We start from the raw sequence: 17,413 nt of genomic DNA, 5'->3' as shown, positions 1-17,413 counted from the left end.
CCGCAGGTGACACAAGCCCTTCCCACAGCACTGCCCGATCTCGCCTCCCTACGACAGAAGGTGGGCGCGGCTCTGACCGGATTCCTGGACGCCAAGGAACGTACGGCGCCAGGAATCGAGCTGCTCCACCTGACCACCACCCTGCGCGGACTCCTGACCGGCGGTAAACGGCTGCGGTCCCTGCTGTGCCTGTACGGATGGCAGGCCGCCGGAGCGACCGGCGACATGGCCGGTGCCGTTCGTGCCGCCGCCAGTCTCGAACTGTTCCAGGTGTTCGCCCTGGTGCACGACGATGTGATGGATGACAGCGATGTCCGCCGCGGCCGGCCGTCGGCCCACCGTGCCCTGGCCACCGCGTACACCGACGGCGGCGGCCCGGACAGCAGGGCCCGGGCGCACGGCCTGGGCGCGGCCGTCCTTCTCGGAGACCTGGCCCTGGTGTGGTCCGATGAGCTCCTTCGTACGGCGGGCCTCGGCCCGGAACGGCTGGCACAGGTGCTGCCTCTGGTGGCCGAGATGCGGAGCGAGGTCATGTACGGCCAGCTCCTGGACCTGCAGAGCACCGGCCGTGTTTCCGGCGATGTGGATACGGCCCTGCACGTCATCCGGTACAAGACGGCCAAATACACCATAGAGCGCCCTTTGCACATAGGGGCGGCGGTGGCCGGAGCGGCCCCGCCCGTACTCGATGCCTGTACCGCCTTCGGCATACCGCTGGGCGAAGCGTTTCAGCTGCGGGACGACCTGCTCGGGGTCTTCGGTGATCCCGCCAGGACGGGCAAATCCGTACTGGACGACCTCCGTGAGGGAAAGGCCACCGTCCTGATGGCGCTCGCGGTCCAGCGGGCCTCCGCGGCCGAGCTGAGGACACTGCGCGAGCTCGTCGGCCGGAGCGACCTCGACGAGGAGCACGCCGCTGCGGTCCGCACGGTCCTGGAATCCACCGGCGCCCGGCAGAGCGTGGAGGAAATGATCACCGCGCGGCGGGCGGCCGCCCTCGCCGCCCTGGACGACGCTCCCTTCCCGGCAAGTGCCACCGCCGCTCTGCGCCGCCTCGCCCTGGACGCAACGGCCAGGCAGTCATGAGGCCCCGCCGCACACCGACTTCAGACCCCCGAGGAGGAAGCCGCGCCATGAGCATCAGCAACCCCGTCGGCGCACCCTACGACGAACGGGCCGCCGACCTGGTGGCCAGGGCCGACCAGGACCAGTGGGGAAGCGTCGGCCCCTCCCTGTACGAGACGGCCCGTGTCCTGTCGGCGGCGCCGTGGCTGCCCGGGGAGCCGCGGCGGATCGCGTACCTGCTGGAACAGCAGGCGCCCGACGGCAGTTGGGGGGACGGACCGCCGCACTACCGGCTCCTGCCGACACTCAGCGCGGTGGAGGCCGCACTGGCGGTCCTGCACAGGGGCGCCGCGTCCGCGGAGGTCACCGGCCGGCTCACGGCCGCGGTGGACAGGGGCCTCGGCGCGTTGCGGTCGCTGCCCCCGGCGGGCCCGTGGCCGGACACCGCAGCGGCGGAAATACTCGTGCCCGGCCTGGTGGCCGAAATCAACGAGAAACTGGACTCGCCGGCCGCCGACGGCCGGGACATGCCGGGCTCCGGCGGCCCCCGGCTCCCGGTCCCGGGCGGCTTTCACGGTTCGGCACCGGCTCGCGTGGCCGGGCGGTACGAGTCGGCGGGCAGCCTGCCCGTCAAGTACCACCACACGTTCGAAGGCATAGCCGGCTGCATACCGCCCTCTCTCGTCCCCGACGCCGAAGGCCTGCTGGGCAGTTCGCCGGCCGCCACCGCGGCGCGGGCAGCACGGTCACCCGACACCACCGCTCAGGCCGTCGCCGACCTCTCCGCGGTGGCGGGGCGCTACGACGGTCTCTTCCCCGAGGCCGCGCCCCTGCGCGTGGTCGAACGGCTGTGGGTCGCCGCCGCGCTGGCACGCGCCCACCTGCCCGCCGCCGCTCTTGCCACTGTCCGTGAGTGGGCCGAGGACATCTACGATCCCCGGGGTGTGCGCGGTGCGCCCGGCCTCATGACCGATGCCGACGACACCGCCATGGCGGTGCTGGTCGCCTCGCTCGTCGGCCTGCCCCACGGCCCGGCGCCACTGGACCTGTTCCACAACGGCAGCCACTACGACTGCTACATCGGCGAGGACACCGGGTCGGTCACCGCGAACGCCCACGCCCTCCAGGCCCTCGTGAGCCACCTGCGCCGCAGCCCGGCGGCGCAGCACACCCACGGCCCCCGGGCGGCGAAGCTGAGCGACTGGCTGGCCGACCAGCAGCGGCCCGAAGGGCACTGGACCGACAAGTGGCACGCCTCCCCCTACTACGCCACCGCGCGAAGCGTCACCGCGCTCGCACAGTACGGCGGCGACCACGCCTCCCGGGCCGTCCGGAAGGCCGCGGAGTGGACCACCGGTACTCAGCGCGCCGACGGCTCCTGGGGCGTGTGGGGCGGCACCGCCGAGGAGACCGCGTACGCCGTCAAAGTCCTGCTGAGCGCCGGCGAGCCCACACCGCAGCACACCCGGGCCCTGGACCTCGCTGAAACGTATCTGCACACCGTCTCGCACCCCGATCGCCGGCACCCCGCGCTGTGGCACGACAAGACCCTGTACGCGCCCGCCGCGGTGATCGATGCGGAGGTGCTCGCCGCACAGGAGATGCTGCGGGCACGCCGCGCAGCCGCATGCACAGAAGCCGACACGGAAAGGACCCACGCGTGAGTGCCGACACAGAGGTGACTGCAGAGCTGGACCTTCCGCCGGCCGCTCCGGGACGGCTGCCGCTCGTCGGGCACGCCGTCCCCCTGCTCAAGAACCGCCTGGAGTTCGTCGAACGCCTGCGCACCTACGGGCCGGTCGTCCGCATGTCGGTCGGTCCCAAGAAGGTGACCGTGGTCAACTCCTACGAGCTGATCCACGAGATGCTCACCAGCAAGTCCAACTCCTTCTCCAAGGGGCTGCTGGGCGAGAAGCTCAAGCTCTTCGGCCAGTCGGCCCTGCCGGTCGCGGAGGGCGAGCCCCACCTGCGCCGGCGCCGCCTGCTCCAGCCCGCCTTCCACCGCGAACAGATCAGCGGGTACGTCGACACGATGCGGGAAACGGTGGCGCCGTCCATCGCGCGCTGGAGCGAGGGGGAAGTCCTCGACCTGAAGACCGAGATGGGGCTCATGGCCCAGGACGTGGCCATGGCGGTGCTGTGCTCCTTCCGCGCGGAACAGGAGCGGGCACGCGCGATCCTCGACGCCGTCGACACGGTCTTCACCGCGGCCATCTGGCGCACCATGGTGCCCGTGTCCTCACTGGAACGGCTGCCCACCCGCAGCAACCGGCGGCTCAAGGCCGCCCGCAGCCTGCTGCGCAGCGAGGTGGCGGACATCATCGCCGAGCGCCGGGCGGACCCCGGCGCCCACAACGACCTCGTGACGCTGCTCCTGGAGGCCCGGGACGAGAGCGGTGCGCCCCTGCCCGACAACGAGATCCTGTCGGAGATCATCGGGCTGCTGGCCGCGGGATCCGAGACGACCGGAGTCATGCTGGCCTGGCTGTTCCACGAACTGGGCCGCCACCCCGAGCTGGAGCGCCGGCTGCACGAGGAGGTCGACTCCGTGGTCGCGCAGGGCCCGATCACCGCCGAGCACGTCCCCCGGCTCGCCTTCACCCGCAGACTGGTCAGTGAGACCCTGCGCCTGCACCACGCCGGCTGGCTGGTGACCCGGCAGGCCACCAAGCCCGTGCGCCTCGGACAGGTCACCCTGCCGGCCGGGGAACAGGTGCTGTGGAGTCCCTACGCACTGCACCGGGACCCGGACCTGTATCCCGACCCGCTGCGCTTCGACCCCGACCGCTGGCTGCCGGAGCGCCCCCAGCCGCCGCGGGGAGCCTTCATCCCCTTCGGGTCGGGAAAACGCATGTGCATCGGCGACGCGTTCGCGTGGACGGAGTCGGTCGTCATCACGGCGTTCATCGCGTCCCGCTGGCGGCTGCGGCCCGTTCCCGGCGCCGCCGTAGAACCGGTCGGGCTGCTCACCGTGCACCCGTCGGACCCCCGTATGGTCGCCGAGACCAGGCGGGCCGTTGCGGGGAAAGCCGCATGAGCCGCACCCGCGGGCCGGACCCGCGTACCCTGCCGATGCCCGACCTCCGGGGCTCCTTCCCCGGCCCGTTCGCCACCAGCCCGTATGCCGACGCCGTCGAGGAGCAGACCGCCCACTGGCTGCGGACCTTCCCCCTGACCGGTTCACCGGGCGCGGCGAAGGCCCTCTGCAACATCACGGCCCAGGGGGTGGCCCGTGTCCTGCCCACGGCGGACCGGGACGGCGTGGTCCTCTGTGCCGGCCTCTTCGTGTGGCTCACCGCGTTCGACGACGTGCACGGCGAGGCCGAAGGCGGCCGTGACACCGCCCGTCTGGTCCGCCGCACCGGCCGTTGTGTCCAACTGCTGGCCGGCCACGACGGGCCGGCGGCCGGTGACGACCCCTGCACCGCCGCCCTGCAGGACCTCCTGCAACGGTTCCGGGAACGGGCCACGCCCACGCAGTACCTACGGCTCACCGCGCACCTGCGGGACAGCCTCTTCGGCATCCTGTGGGAGGCCCACCACCTCGGCGAACCCGGCCAGGTCACCCTGGGCGACTACCGTGCGATGCGCCCGCACACGGTCTTCGTCCGTACCGTCATGGCAGCCGCGGAAATCATGCTCGGGTACGAACTCACCGAGGACCAGCGGGCCTCGCCGGCCGTACGGGAACTGGAACAGGCCGTTGCCGACCTCGCCGGGTGGATCAACGACCTCGCCTCGTACGCGAAGGAGACGGAACGCGGCGGCCCGGATCCTCTGAGCCTGCCGACACTGCTGGTCCGCCACCACGGGTACGGCCTCGAAGAGGCGTTCCGGGTGGCCTCCCGCATGTGTGAGGACCAGGCCTCCGCCGCACGCCTTCGGATCACCGAACTCACCGCCGGAGGCAAGAACCCGCTCACGGATCACGCTCACGCCATGGAGGCCGTCGCAGCCTCCTACGTATGGCACATAGGGCACGCCCGCTACGGGCGATAGCCCCCGCGTCCCGGGGAGCCGCCGGGCCGCCGTGGCCGTCGTCCGTCCTGGCCGGCCGGCCGGGGCGGGGCGGCGGCCCGGCGGCCGGGGCGGGAGCCGACTGCCGGCCAGGTGCTAGGCCTGGGCACCGTCGTCAGGGCCAGGTGCGGGGGAAACGAGCGGGGCGTAGTGGGGCCGGGTTTCCTGCGGGTGCTGTGCGACCGGGGGGTGACCGGAGCGGAACGCCGGAGCAGGAATCCGCGCGGATGCACCGGTGTGCCTGCTCTCGTGCGGCTGATGCGCTCCGTACACGTACAGCGCCCAGGCCAGGCAGGAGCGCGCGGACGACGTTCCACAGGACCCATTTGTTCTCGAAGTCCGCGCGGATTGCCGCCAGTTGCCCGGCATGCGCGGGATCGCCGGCGCGCGCGAGCTGGTCGTTGAGGGGTACGTTGACGCCGCTGGTGACCATGAAGGCCACCAGGTACAGGACCAGTGCGGCGATCAGCCAGGGCGGTGCGGAGCGGCCGTGGCCGCGCCAGGCCAGCACGACGGCGAGACCGAGGAGAGGGACCGCGCCCATGAACGGGGTCCGGCTCCGCTCGCAGCATCGAGCGCAACGGCGGGGTCCTGGAGGACGTCCGCACGACCAAGGCCGGCATCGAGCGCCGCTGCTGGATCACTCCGCGGACAGCGGGGAGCAGCCGTGCCGGTTGCAGCCACTCGTCGACGGCGGCGACCGGCAAGGCCGCGGCACAGCGGGCCACGGGCCGCGGGCCGGCCGTCGGGGTCGCAGGCAGGCATACGCGGACGGCCTGCGCAGGCGGGCTCTCTCACCGGCGTGATGGCTGGGCGGACTTCCTCAGTGTCTTCCCGGTGACCATCACCCCCGCCAGGACTGCCGCGGCCAGGGTGCCGGTGATCGCCGTGGTGATGGCTGCGCCGTTCAGGTGCAGGCTGACGGCCGACGAGGTGGCCTGGGAGAGACCGGAGGCCATTCCCGCCAGCGGGGGCAGCGTCACCAGGACACCGAGGCCGGCTCCGACGACCACCAGCAGGGCGGTCTCACCTGCGGCCACCGCGAGGAGCTGGCGGACGGTGCCGCCGGCGGACTTCATCACCGCGTAGTCACGGCGGCGGCCGTGGGCTGCCATGGCCATGCTGTTGGCGACGGCGATCACGCTGTAGCCGACCGCGATGACGATGAGCATGGCGGCCAGGCCGTCGGTAAGCCTGGCGTCGGTGTTGTAGTCGTCGAGGGCGTACCGCAGGGCGTCGTGCCGGGCGGTGCCCGGGACCGCGACGGAGGCCCTGCTGCCCGCCGGGACGAAGATGTCGTCGGTGAGCGCGGCCGGGTCGTGGGCCCGGACCAGGTCACGGGCGACCACGAAGTCACCGCGGGCCGGGTCGTCGGGCAGGACCCTGCCGACCTTCAGGCGGACGCTCGCGCCGTCGGCGAACCGGACCGGGACGCTCTGGCCCTGCTTCAGGCCCAGTCCGGACGCGGTGCGCCGGCCCAGAACGGCCTCGCCCGGCCGGCTCCACCGGGCATCACGGGTGCCCAGCACGTCCAGGACGGTCCGCTGCTCACCGACGAAGGCGCGCGTCGGCAGGGCAGCCTTGCCGACCGGGTTCGCGGCGACGACCTCGTCGGTGTTGCCGGGAGTGCCGTCGGGGGTGACGATCGTCTGCCCGGCGACCTTCAGGGCCTCGCCCGCCGGATAGGCCACCCGCATCGTCTCCACCACCCCGCTGAGCAGGACCGCGAAGCCGACCGCGGCGATCACGGGGGCCGCCAGGGAAGCGGCGCGGCGGGAGTTGGCGGTGAGTTCGCCGCGGATCAGGACGGCGGCGGCCGAACCGCGCTTGCGGAAGGGGGCGGTCAGAAGGCGGCCGGCCGGGCCGGCGAGGGCGGGGGCCAGCAGGGCGGCCGCGACGATGAGTGTCATGGTCGCGAAGAGCGCCATGGTGATACGGCTGTCGGCGCCGGTGGTCGCGGTCGCAAGGGCAAGGACGGCGCCCAGGCCGAGAACGGACAGCGCGGCGATCCAACGGCCCCGCCCCATGCCGTTGTTCGCGGGGCGGCTGTCGAGCAGGGCCTCGATCGGGGCGACCTTCGCGGCCTTGCGGCCCGCGGCCCAGGCACCGGTGACGCTGACACCGACACCGACCGCGGACGCGGTGAGCAGCGGCCAGGCCGCCACGGTGACCTCCATGCCCGGCGGGGTGACGTCCAGCCCCTTGAGGATGTCGCGCAGCAGCGGGGCGGCGGCGACACCGGCCAGGCAGCCCACGGCCGAGCCGAGCAGGCCGACCACGGCGGCCTCGCCGAGGATCATGCGGCGGATCTGGCCGGGTGCGGCGCCGATGGTGCGCAGCAGGCCGATCTCCCGGCGGCGCATGCCGGTCGACAGGGCCAGCATGGAAGCGACGACGAAGACCGTGGTGAACAGGCCGAGGACGGCCATGGCGCCGATGAGCTGGACGCCGAGGTCGCGCTTGTGGTCGATGTACTGGGGCTGGAGTGCGGAGCGGGCGTCACCGGAGAGGACCGTGCCCTTGCCGCCGAGGGCCCGCTGTGCGCCGGAGACGATCGCGGCGCCGGACGCTCCCTTGTCCGCGATCAGTGCGCAGACGCCCACGCCGGGCTGCTGCCTGGCGGCGAATGCCTCGCTGAAGTAGTAGCCGGGGCCGTCGACGGTGCCGACGACGGTGAACTCGGTGCGGCCCCGGGTGATGTTGACGGTCAGTCCGCTGCCCGCTGCCACGCCCAGGGCGCGGTCGACGACAACCTCCCGGTCCCCGCTCGGGGCCCGGCCGGAGACCAACCGGTAGGGCGCCGTCCTGGCGCTGTCCCAGCCGTGGCCGGCTTCCGCGGCGCCCTCGTCGGTGACGGGTCTGTCACCGCGGAAGGCCTGGGCGTAGAAGGAGCGGTCCACCACGACGGCGGCGACCTCGGGGACCGCTTCCAGTGCGGCGCGGATCGGTGCGGCCTCGGCCGGGCTCCACGGGATCCGGTCCTCGGGGCTGCCGTCCCTGTCGAGAGCCTGTCCGGGCAGGACCAGAGCGGCGGCACCGGCGTAGCGGGGCTGGGTGGCGGGGCGGGAGGAGTCGTGGATGACCAGGGTGGTGGTGATGAGGGCCACGCCGACCAGGACGGCGAGGAAGGCGCCGAGGAAACCGGACCAGCGTTCGCGTACGTTCGCGATGATCAGCATCATGCCTCCAGCCGGGCCATGTGAGCGGCGATCACGGCGGCGTTGTCGCTCTGCGGGTCCTTGTCCAGCGGGATCCGGCCGGCGATCCGGCCGTCCTTGATGAAGACGACGACATCGGCCGCGGAAGCCGCCACGGGGTCGTGGGTGACCATCAAGGTGGTCTGGCCCTCCTGGTCGACCAGCATCCGCATCATGCGCAGCACCTGGCGGGAGGTGCCGGTGTCCAGGGCGCCGGTGGGCTCGTCCGCGAACAGGACGTCGGGGCGGGTGACCAGGGCCCGGGCCAGGGCCACGCGCTGCTGCTGGCCGCCGGAGAGCCGGCTGGGCCGGTGGTTCGCGCGGTCGGCCAGACCGACCGAGGCGAGCGCTTCCGCGACCTGGCCGGGCCCGGCCCTGCGGCCGGCGAACCGGGAGGGCAGTTCCACGTTCTGGGCCGCGGTCAGCGACTCGACGAGGTTGAAGGCCTGGAAGACGAAACCGATGTGCTTGCGGCGCAGCTCGGTGCGCTGCTTCTCGTTCTGCCGGCCGATGTCGACTCCCGCGAGAACGATCCGGCCGTCGGTCGGATGATCCAGTCCGGCCGCGCACTGCAGCAGGGTGGACTTCCCCGAGCCCGAGGGGCCCATGATCGCGGTGAACGTGCCGCGGGGAAAGCCGACGGAGATGCTGTCCAGCGCGGTCACCGCGTGGTCACCGGTGCCGTGGACCTTACGTACGCCGTGGAGTTCGACCGCGTCCTGCACGAGGGTTCGTGTCGTTGTCGTCATGCCCCGATCCCACCGCGCGGGGCGAGGGCCGGGCACTGACCCGCCCGCTACTTCCGGGGTAGTGCAGGCACTACCGCGGCCGCCCGAACTCCCGGGCTACGGTGACCGCATGCGTCCCACAACGGCCTGGCAGGCGATGGCTCAGCGCCCCATGAGCTTCCTGACTTCGAGCTGGCCGTGGAGGTCCCTGGCCTACCTGATCAGCGGCGTCCTGTTCGGCACGGCAGCGGTGACGATCCTCGCAGCCTGCCTGGCAGCGGGGATCGTACTGCTGGTGGTGCTGATCGGGATCGCCCCCCTGGTGGGCCTCGTTCTGGCCTCCAGCGCAGTGGCCACGGTCGAACGCCACCGCCTGCGACTGGTCGACCTCGACCGGCTCCCGGACCCGCACCGCCGCCCGGACACCCGCGGAATCAGGGCATGGGTCGCAGGCCGGCTCAAAGAACCGGTGACCTGGAGAGAGTTGCTGTTCACCCTGGTCTCGACGGCCGCACTGTGGTGGCTGGACCTGATCGTGCTGGGCTTCACCTTCGCGCTGCCCGCCGTCTTCCTCAGCTCGCTGGACGGCGAAACCTGGCCCTGGGCGGTCTTCAGCGCGATCGTGCTGCTCGCGTCTCCGTACACAGTCACCTCATGGGCCGGAGCACGGGCCGCGATGGCACGCACCTTCCTGGCCCCACGGGACCGGGAACTCGGCGAAGAGCTGCGCGAGATACGTGCCTCGCAGGTCCGCCTGCTCGACTCGTTCGACGCGGAACGCGCACGCATCGAACGCGACCTGCACGACGGAGCACAACAACGGCTCGTGTCCCTGGGAATGACCCTCGCGATGCTCCACCTGGACACCCCGCCGGACTCCCCCCGGTCCGAACTGCTCACCCAGGCACAGAGCCAGCTCTCCGCCGCCCACCAGGAACTGCGGGCCCTGATCCGGGGACTCAACCCGCCGGTACTGGCCGACCACGGACTCGTCGCCGCGATCGAGGACTACGCCGCCCGGTTCCCGATCCCCGTCACCGTCGACCTCCGGCTACCCGAGAAGCTGCCCAGAAAAATCGAAACGACCATGTACTACCTCCTCAACGAGGCAATGACGAACATCGCCAGGCACAGCGGCGCCGCGACGGCAGAGGTCCGCGGCAGATACCATGCCGACCTGCTGATCTTCGACATCACCGACGACGGCCACGGCGGCGTGGACACCGAAGCCGGCACCGGCATGACCGGGCTGGCCGACCGGGTCCGGGCGCTCGACGGCCGTATACGGGTATCGAGCCCGGCCGGAGGTCCCACCCTGCTGCACGTGGAGGTTCCATGTCACTACGCCTGATCGTGGCAGAAGACGCCGTACTGCTGCGCGAAGGCCTGATCGGGCTGCTCCAACGCGTCGGACACGACATCATCGCCGCGGTCGGCGACTCCGACTCCCTGATCACAGCCACACGTGCCGAACAGCCCGACCTGATCATCACCGACGTCCGGATGCCACCGACCCGCAGCGACGACGGACTCAGAGCCGCCGTGCAACTCCGCGAGGAATTCCCCGGACTGCCCGTACTCGTGCTCAGCCAGTACGTGGAACGCTCCTACGCCCTGGGCCTCCTCGACTCCGGCGGCGGGACCGCGGTCGGCTACCTCCTCAAGGAACGCATAGCCGCGGTGACCGACTTCACCACCGCGATCGACCAGATCGCCAACGGCGGCACCGTCGTGGACCCCGAAGTCATCCAGCAGCTCGTCCGGATACGGAAAGACCCTCTCGAAGCACTCAGCCCCCGCGAACACGAAGTCCTCGGTCTGATCGCTCAAGGGCACGCCAACAGCACCATCGCCACCCAACTGTTCATCAGCCCCGCCGCGGTGAACAAACACATCGGCAACATCTTCAGCAAGCTCGACCTCCCCACCACCACCGACGGACACCGCCGAGTACTCGCCGTGCTCACCTACCTACGAACCTGACCACCCGTCTCCCGTCGCCCGGCTGCGGGGAAACCTGGTGGGCATGAAGCGGGGTGACATAGAGTCATCTGTGACGCATGGGGGGGGCGGGTCGGTGATGACCGGGCGTATGGATCCACAACACATCGGTCCGTACACAGTGCTGCGCAGGCTCGGCGGCGGCGGCATGGGTTTGGTGTATCTCGGCGTCGGCGGAACGGGGAGCGCCCACGGTCTCGCGGCCGTGAAGGTGATCCGCCCCGAGTACGCCGAGGACCGGCAGTTCCGGCGCAGGTTCGCCCACGAGGCGCGGGCCTCGGCACGGGTCTCCGGCGCCGGAATCGCGGCGGTGCTGTCCGACGGGGTGGACGAGAATCCGCCATGGCTGGCCACCGAGTACGTTCCCGGCCCTTCACTGAGTGAGGCCGTCCGTGCGTACGGGCCGCTGGAGGTGCGCCGGCTCGGTCTTCTCCTGGCGGCGGCCCTGCGGCGGATCCATGTGTCCGGGCTGGTGCACCGTGACCTCAAGCCGTCCAACGTGATGCTGGGTGACAGCGGCCCGGTGATCATCGACTTCGGGATCGCCCGCGCCCGTGAGGACACCCGGCTGACCCGGACCGGTGTCATCGGCACGTCCGGATACATCGCTCCGGAGTATCTGCAGCACGGCCGGTTCGACGCCCGTTCCGACGTGTTCGCGCTCGGCGCGGTGCTGGCGTTCGCGGCGTCGGGGCAGTCGCCGTACGGCACAGGCCATCCGGCGGCCGTCGATGTCCGGGTCCTGTCCGAGGAACCGGACCTGACGGGCATCGATCCGCCCGTGGCCGACCTGCTGCGCGCTTGTCTGGCCCGGGACCCCGCCGAACGCCCCACACCGGCCACGATCGAGACCGTGCTGGCCGGTCTGCCCGGCGGTGCGCCGCCCTGGCCGCCGCCCGCGCTCGCCGCGGAGATCTCCCGCCGGACCAGGGAGGCCGCCGAGCAGGTCAGATACGAGCCGACGGTGGTGGACCCGGCCGCCGTACCGCTGCACGGCGCCCGGACCCGTACCGCGGCACGGCCCGCCCCGCCGGTGTCACCACCGCAACCGCAACCGTCGTCGCAGCGGAGTCCTCGGCCGGACCCGCCCCGCCTTCAGGGCTTTTCTCCGCCGGCGGACTCCGGTCGCCGGCGGCTGCCCCGCCGAAAGCTGCTGCTCGGCCTCGCGGCGTTGTCGGCGACCGGAGCCGGGGCCTACACCTTGGCCGGAGTCTTCCAGGAGGAGGAACCGGACCCCCGGCAGAACTGGCGCTTCGCACCGGGGAGCGAGATGGGCAACGCCACGATGGCGGGTGGCACGCTCTATCTCGGGAGTCACAAGAACAACAGCCTGTACGCGGTCGACGCGGCCACCGGCAGCCAGCGGTGGGCCTACACCGCGGAGAGCTCCGTGGCCGACCAACCCGCGGTCCTCGGTGGCACGGTCTTCGCGGCGAGTTCGGAGGGCAAGCTCCACGCGGTCGATGTCGCCAACGGCAAGCGCCGCTGGTCCGTACCGCTGCCCAGTCTCGGAGGGGTCTCGGTGGCGGCGGGCGACAAACTCGTCTACGCCCGCGCCACGGACGGCTACCTGTACGGCTTCGACCCCAGAACCGGCCGTCACCGCTGGCGTTTCCAGACGGGGGAAGGCATGCCCACGGGCCGGACCCCCGTCGCGGCAGGCACCGTTTTCGCCATGACCAACAAGGGCGTGCTGCACGCCGTGGACGCCTCCACGGGCAGGCCACGGTGGAAGTTCTCCGGCACTGGAGACACGACCTCCGGCTCGCCCGCCGTCCACGGCGGCACGGTCTGCCTGGGCACTGAGGAGCACTGGGTGCACGCCCTGGAAACCGTGTCGGGCCGGCAGCGCTGGAAGCGCCGGCTCGGGGGCAGCATCAATGACGTCCAGGTGCGGGGGAACGCCGTCTACGTCCACTGTCAGGACCGGTTTCTCTACGCCCTGGACGCGAGGACGGGCAAGCAGCACTGGCGGTGCGAGATCGGTGCGGGCACCGAGGGAGTCGCCGTCGTCGGGGACACCGTCTACGCGGGCAGGTCCCATCCGAGCAAACTCCTGGCTCTCGACTCCCGTACGGGAAAGCCGCGTTGGGAGGTGCCACTGAGGGATCCGTCCGCCATGCCGTGGAGCGAGGACGAAGCCCGGATCTCCTCGGAGATCCACATCAGCGGCCGCAACGCGTACTTCACCGCTCTCGGTCTGTACTCGTTCCGCATCGATCCCTGACCCGCCGCGCCTTCGCCGCCCTCCAGGCCTCCGGGTCCGTGTACCGGACGCGGATCCCGGAGTGCCACCAGGACCCCGTGCCATCCCGTCAAGTGCCTCCGTATCCGTGCCGGCCCGTCCCGCGCCCGCCGACAATGGCAATGGCGCCCCCACTGTGCAGGCCGGCGAGCGGGTGCGCACCTGCGGCGGAGAAGCAGGATCCGGCGGTGAAGCGGTTCGAGGCGGGCAGGGAGCGAGACGATGACCGGCACGGCGGCGCAGTTGCGCAGGATGCGGGACCTGGCTGTCCAGATCATGCACGAACGCGATCCCGACGCGTTGCACACCCTCGTCCTGGCGGAGCTGCTGCGGGCCTGCGACGCGGAAGCCGCCGTGTGCAAGGAGGGCGACTGGCAGCCGGACGAAGGCGCGATGTCCATCGTCACGGCACCGGCAACGCGATCCGTCTTCGACCATCCGCAGGCCCGCCGGCTCTCAGGATCGGCCGCCCGTTCGCCGAGCACTACGCCTCGACGGGAGACTCCGCCCCTCGGCAGGCGGATGCGCTGGGCCGTCTCCAGCACCTGCGTGATGTGCGCCGCTTCACCCCTGGAGGGCGCTTCGCCTTCGGTATCCCACTGCCTGGCGTCCACTCACCCGTACGCGGCTACATACTGTTCCGGCCGGACGCGGTCTTCGGCCCGGCGGCCCTCTCCTATGGCGTCGAGGTGCAGCCGCTCCTGGTGGCGGTGGACCGGCAGCGGGTCCTGCTCAGCCAGTGGCGCGCCGGTGCCGCTGACGTGTCGTCGGGCTGTCACGACTGCCGCGCGCCCGTGCCGGCGGACGCCGCGCCGTACGGGCTGACTCCCCGTGAGACGACGGTGCTCCTGCTCCTCGCGGACGCCCTCACCGCCACCGCGATCGGCCGGCGGCTCGGCATCACCGCTCGCACCGTCAACAAACACATCGAGCGCATCTACCGCAAGCTCGGCACCCGCGACCGGCTCTCCACCGTGCACCGCGCCCGGCTGAGCGGGCTCTTGTCGACACCCTGCCCCTCACATCGGGAGTCGCGCGAGCTCCGGACCGCCCTCTGAACACCGAGGGCCGCCCCCGCGCCTGCGTTCGGGGTCAGATCGATCGGATGCGTTCCAGGAGGTGGTCGAGGAACGCGTCGATGTCCACCGCCGTCGCGATCTGTGCGTTCGCCGCGGGAGCCCCCTCCGAGGTGAGCAGGTCCGCGACCGCCACACCACGTCCCACCGCGTCGGAGGTGATGACGTCGACATGCGCGGGAGCCCAGGTGAGCAGGTCCGGCCGGCTGACGGCCGCGGCCGCGAGCGGATCGTGCATCGCGCAGGACCGGGCCGCTTCGGGATCCCCCGGGTACCGCTTGGCCGTCGTGTCGATCCACCCCGGCGTCCTCTCCCCCGCGTACCGGCCGAAGCGTCCGCCTCCGGAGAGCATTTCGGCAGCGTGCTACCGGGTGAGGCGCACCTGCAGCGTGACGTCGAGTCCGACGAAGCGCAGCGGCGCCCCGGACCGCAGTACGGCGCGTGCCGCGGGGGCGTCGACCCAGAAGTTGTACTCGCCGGGCATCCTCGCGAGATTGGTCTGCCCCTGGAATACGCCGCCCATCACGACGATGCCCAAGCCCTCGCTCAGGCCGTTTCGCCCTGTGCGCGGAGGGCCGCCTCCAGACGGGCGATGTCCTCGGTGTCCTTGGTCCGCCGAGGCCGGGAAGGATCCCAGACAGGCGTCATTCGCTTGATCTCGATCTGGGCCCGCGGACCGACGATCGCGCACTGCAGACCACCGATACGGCCCGGCCCGGCGTCGAGCATGCCTTCGGGCCAGGGCGCACCGGCCCAGGGGCCTCCGGCAACCACCACACGGCCGGCCCTGTCCCGGTCCAGGAGCGTAAAGCTGCTCTCCAGGCCGTTCTTGAGGAAATCGAGCTGCAGGTCGGGTGGCGACCCCGGGACCGGCTCATAGCCGTGCCGCAGCAGCCCTCGTGCCAGGTCCCCGGCATCGTCCGCCCAAGTGAACCAGTCGATGTCCTCATGGTCTCGCGTGATCTCACCGAGGAAGAAGTCCATGGCCCATCCGCCGCGAAGCCACACCGGGACCTCAAGGGCCCCGGCAACCTCTACGGCCTCGGCGATCAGGCGGAGTTGTTGATCAGCACGTCCCATGTCCACAGTCGGCCAGCCTATCGGGCAACGACTTTGCCCACTGCCCTTCGGACGTGGTCGAGCCGTCGACCGACATGGCCCAGGTCTTGAGCGACATTCCGAGTGCCGCATAGCGTCAGGGTGGTGGAAACAACGCACCGGTCCGCAGCCCGGGTCATCTGTCTGGACGCTTCCCATCGCCTGCTTCTTCTGCGCTGGCGTGACCCGTTCGACGGGACATGGCTCTGGGAGCCGCCCGGTGGCGGCATCGAGCCGGGCGAGACACCGCTGGTGGCGGCGCGGCGCGAGCTGGCCGAGGAGACCGGACTCGACCCGGCCGCGGTACTCGATCGGTCTGTGCCGGTCGGGCGTGATGTGCGGTGGAACGGCAAGCGGTACATCGGGACGGAGCACTTCTTCGTCGCGCGGTTCACCGAGGAGCAACCGGCGCTCGTGCGGACCGGACTGCTCCCCGATGAGCAGGTCGACCTGGACACACACGGGTGGATGACGTGGTTGGATCTGGGCTCGCTGCCGGACCCGGTTGAGCCGCCGCAGTTGTTGGCCGTGCTCGGCGCCCTGGTGCCGGACGGCCCGTGGTGTGACGCCCGTATCTCCCGGACGGTTCAGAGCCGCCCGCCCGCGCGGCCAGGTGCTGCGTCCCGGACGGCCACCGCGTAGTCGGGCAGCACCAGCACCGAGTGCGCCGCGCGCCCTTCTTCGGCGCTCGGTGTCTCCCTCCCCGCCTGCGGGTCGCGCACCACGGCGTTGCGGGCGTCGATCTGCTCCTGCGTCGTCGGTGTCACCACGGTGCCGCCCTCGGTGGCCAGGGCCTGGTTGCGTTCCGCGAAAGGCCGCATCCGGCGCTCGTAGGCGGCGAAAGCGTCGCCGTGATCCGTGTGCGTGGCCAGTTCGCCCGCCAGGATGTACGCGCCGACCAGCGAGACGCTCGAACCCTGGCCGGAGATGAACGAGGTCGCGTGCGCGGCGTCGCCCGCCAGCGCGACGCGACCGCAGGACCACGTAGGCATGTGGATCTGGCTCACGACGTCGAAGAAGAGGTCGTCGGCCTCCCGCATCGCCTCCACCAGGCGTGGCAGGTGCCAGACCCGCTCGGGAAAGTGCGCCGCGACCAGGGCGCGCTGGGCCTTCGGATCGCGGAAGGCGTCGAAGGGCGGGGTCCGGCGGGTGAAGGTGAGGAAGCCGTGCGCGGGCTCGGACGGCTCGTGGGCGTAGAGGACCGCGCCTCGTCCCGGCACGTTCCAGATGGCCGCCTCGTGTGCGAGCCCGAACTCGTTCGGCAGTGTGAAGCCGGCGAAGATGTGGCCGAGGTAGTGGTGGAAGGGCTCTTCAGGGCCGAAGACCAGGCGACGTGTGTTCGAGTGCAGTCCGTCCGCACCGATCACGAGGTCGAAGGTGCGGCGAGCGCCGCTGTCGAAGACGGCGTGCACGGCGTCCCCCTCGTCGTCCAGCGCGGCGATCGAGTCGTCGAAGAGGAACTCGATCCGGTTCAGCAACGGCGTGCAGAGGATGTCCGCCAGGTCGCCGCGCCGGACTTCGAGGTCGAATCCCGCCTTTCCGCCGGTCATCTGCTCGGGCCGCAGCGAGCCGATCGTCTCGCCGTCCGCGTCCACGAAGGTGATCCGCCGACTGTCCACGTGCGCCTCGCGAAGACGCGTCAACAGGCCCATCCGGTCGACGACTTCACGGGCGGTGCCGCGTATGTCGATCGCGTATCCGCCCCTTCGTACGGTGGGGGCCCTCTCGACGACGGTCACTTCGAAGCCGTACCGGTCGAGCCAGTACGCGAGGGCGGGGCCCGCGATGCTCGCTCCGGAGATCAGTACGCGGCGGACGGGGTAGGCGGGGCGGGCGGGGCAAGATGCGTGGTTCATGACTTCTCACCTTTCCTCCGGGGAGTACCCGGCATGAGGACGTCGCGCACCGCACAAGCAAGGATGCATACCTTAGGTATCCTTATGGAGGCCATGCGGCGCCCCTGTCGGCGCAACCGCCCCCTACGAT

The 17,413-nt window shown here is 71.4% G+C and carries 14 protein-coding genes and 1 pseudogene; 9 read left to right on the top strand and 6 right to left on the bottom strand.

Annotation, left to right across the window (positions count from 1 at the left end; translation table 11 throughout):
* Positions 1-6 precede the first annotated feature (6 nt).
* From EES42_RS40270 to EES42_RS45840, 4 genes are read left to right on the top strand one after another with little or no spacing between them, the layout of a single operon-like run.
* Positions 7-1,086 (top strand): polyprenyl synthetase family protein, encoded by a 1,080-nt coding sequence (locus EES42_RS40270; RefSeq protein WP_124723164.1) that lies wholly within the window; start codon positions 7-9, stop codon positions 1,084-1,086.
* 47 nt (positions 1,087-1,133) lie between these two features.
* Positions 1,134-2,729, top strand: a complete 1,596-nt coding sequence (locus EES42_RS40265; protein ID WP_164495514.1) for a prenyltransferase/squalene oxidase repeat-containing protein — start codon at positions 1,134-1,136, stop codon at positions 2,727-2,729.
* Positions 2,726-4,102: a cytochrome P450 gene (locus EES42_RS40260; protein ID WP_164495513.1), complete on the top strand. Its 1,377-nt coding sequence runs from the start codon at positions 2,726-2,728 to the stop codon at positions 4,100-4,102. The genes EES42_RS40265 and EES42_RS40260 overlap by 4 nt, the downstream gene beginning before the upstream one ends.
* Positions 4,099-5,064, top strand: coding sequence for a terpene synthase family protein (locus tag EES42_RS45840; RefSeq protein ID WP_124723161.1), 966 nt, complete (start codon positions 4,099-4,101; stop codon positions 5,062-5,064). Before EES42_RS40260 ends, EES42_RS45840 begins: the two co-directional genes overlap by 4 nt.
* 133 nt (positions 5,065-5,197) lie before the next feature.
* On the opposite strand, the gene EES42_RS45835 is transcribed toward EES42_RS45840, so the two are convergent.
* The 3 genes from EES42_RS45835 to EES42_RS40235 form a co-directional block, all read right to left on the bottom strand.
* On the bottom strand, positions 5,198-5,626 hold the full coding sequence (locus EES42_RS45835) for a DUF1772 domain-containing protein (protein ID WP_331750580.1): 429 nt from the start codon (positions 5,624-5,626) through the stop codon (positions 5,198-5,200).
* A 250-nt stretch (positions 5,627-5,876) separates the two neighbouring features.
* Positions 5,877-8,264: an ABC transporter permease gene (locus EES42_RS40240; RefSeq protein ID WP_241196895.1), complete on the bottom strand. Its 2,388-nt coding sequence runs from the start codon at positions 8,262-8,264 to the stop codon at positions 5,877-5,879.
* Positions 8,261-9,028: an ABC transporter ATP-binding protein gene (locus EES42_RS40235; protein ID WP_124723160.1), complete on the bottom strand. Its 768-nt coding sequence runs from the start codon at positions 9,026-9,028 to the stop codon at positions 8,261-8,263. The genes EES42_RS40240 and EES42_RS40235 overlap by 4 nt, the downstream gene beginning before the upstream one ends.
* A 109-nt stretch (positions 9,029-9,137) precedes the next feature.
* Here EES42_RS40235 and EES42_RS40230 point away from each other — a divergent pair, with 109 nt between their 5' ends.
* From EES42_RS40230 to EES42_RS45305, 4 genes are all read left to right on the top strand, one after another.
* Positions 9,138-10,358, top strand: a complete 1,221-nt coding sequence (locus tag EES42_RS40230; protein WP_124723159.1) for a sensor histidine kinase — start codon at positions 9,138-9,140, stop codon at positions 10,356-10,358.
* Positions 10,343-10,990 (top strand): response regulator transcription factor, encoded by a 648-nt coding sequence (locus EES42_RS40225; protein ID WP_124723158.1) that lies wholly within the window; start codon positions 10,343-10,345, stop codon positions 10,988-10,990. Before EES42_RS40230 ends, EES42_RS40225 begins: the two co-directional genes overlap by 16 nt.
* Positions 10,991-11,099: 109 nt before the next feature.
* Positions 11,100-13,235, top strand: a complete 2,136-nt coding sequence (locus tag EES42_RS40220) for a serine/threonine-protein kinase (RefSeq protein WP_164495512.1) — start codon at positions 11,100-11,102, stop codon at positions 13,233-13,235.
* 572 nt (positions 13,236-13,807) lie between these two features.
* A complete protein-coding gene (locus EES42_RS45305) occupies positions 13,808-14,311 on the top strand; it encodes a response regulator transcription factor (protein ID WP_164495511.1) in 504 nt (167 codons plus the stop codon).
* Positions 14,312-14,345: 34 nt separating this feature from the next.
* Here the strand turns inward: EES42_RS45305 and EES42_RS40210 are convergent.
* Positions 14,346-14,852: pseudogene (locus EES42_RS40210) on the bottom strand (nucleoside hydrolase).
* A 23-nt stretch (positions 14,853-14,875) separates the two neighbouring features.
* Positions 14,876-15,409: a nucleotidyltransferase domain-containing protein gene (locus EES42_RS40200; RefSeq protein WP_124723198.1), complete on the bottom strand. Its 534-nt coding sequence runs from the start codon at positions 15,407-15,409 to the stop codon at positions 14,876-14,878.
* 123 nt (positions 15,410-15,532) lie between these two features.
* Here EES42_RS40200 and EES42_RS40195 point away from each other — a divergent pair, with 123 nt between their 5' ends.
* Positions 15,533-16,069: an NUDIX hydrolase gene (locus EES42_RS40195; RefSeq protein ID WP_241196894.1), complete on the top strand. Its 537-nt coding sequence runs from the start codon at positions 15,533-15,535 to the stop codon at positions 16,067-16,069.
* Here the strand turns inward: EES42_RS40195 and EES42_RS40190 are convergent.
* Positions 16,015-17,283 carry an FAD-dependent monooxygenase gene (locus tag EES42_RS40190; RefSeq protein WP_124723152.1) on the bottom strand — a complete coding sequence of 423 codons (1,269 nt, stop codon included), beginning with the start codon at positions 17,281-17,283 and terminating at the stop codon, positions 16,015-16,017. The two genes, EES42_RS40195 and EES42_RS40190, sit on opposite strands and share 55 nt — an antisense overlap.
* Positions 17,284-17,413: the final 130 nt, after the last annotated feature.

This window comes from Streptomyces sp. ADI95-17 (genome assembly GCF_003846175.1).
GTDB lineage: Bacteria > Actinomycetota > Actinomycetes > Streptomycetales > Streptomycetaceae > Streptomyces > Streptomyces sanglieri.
Note: the sequence above shows the minus strand (reverse complement) of the source record. Positions and strands in the feature narration are given on the sequence as shown.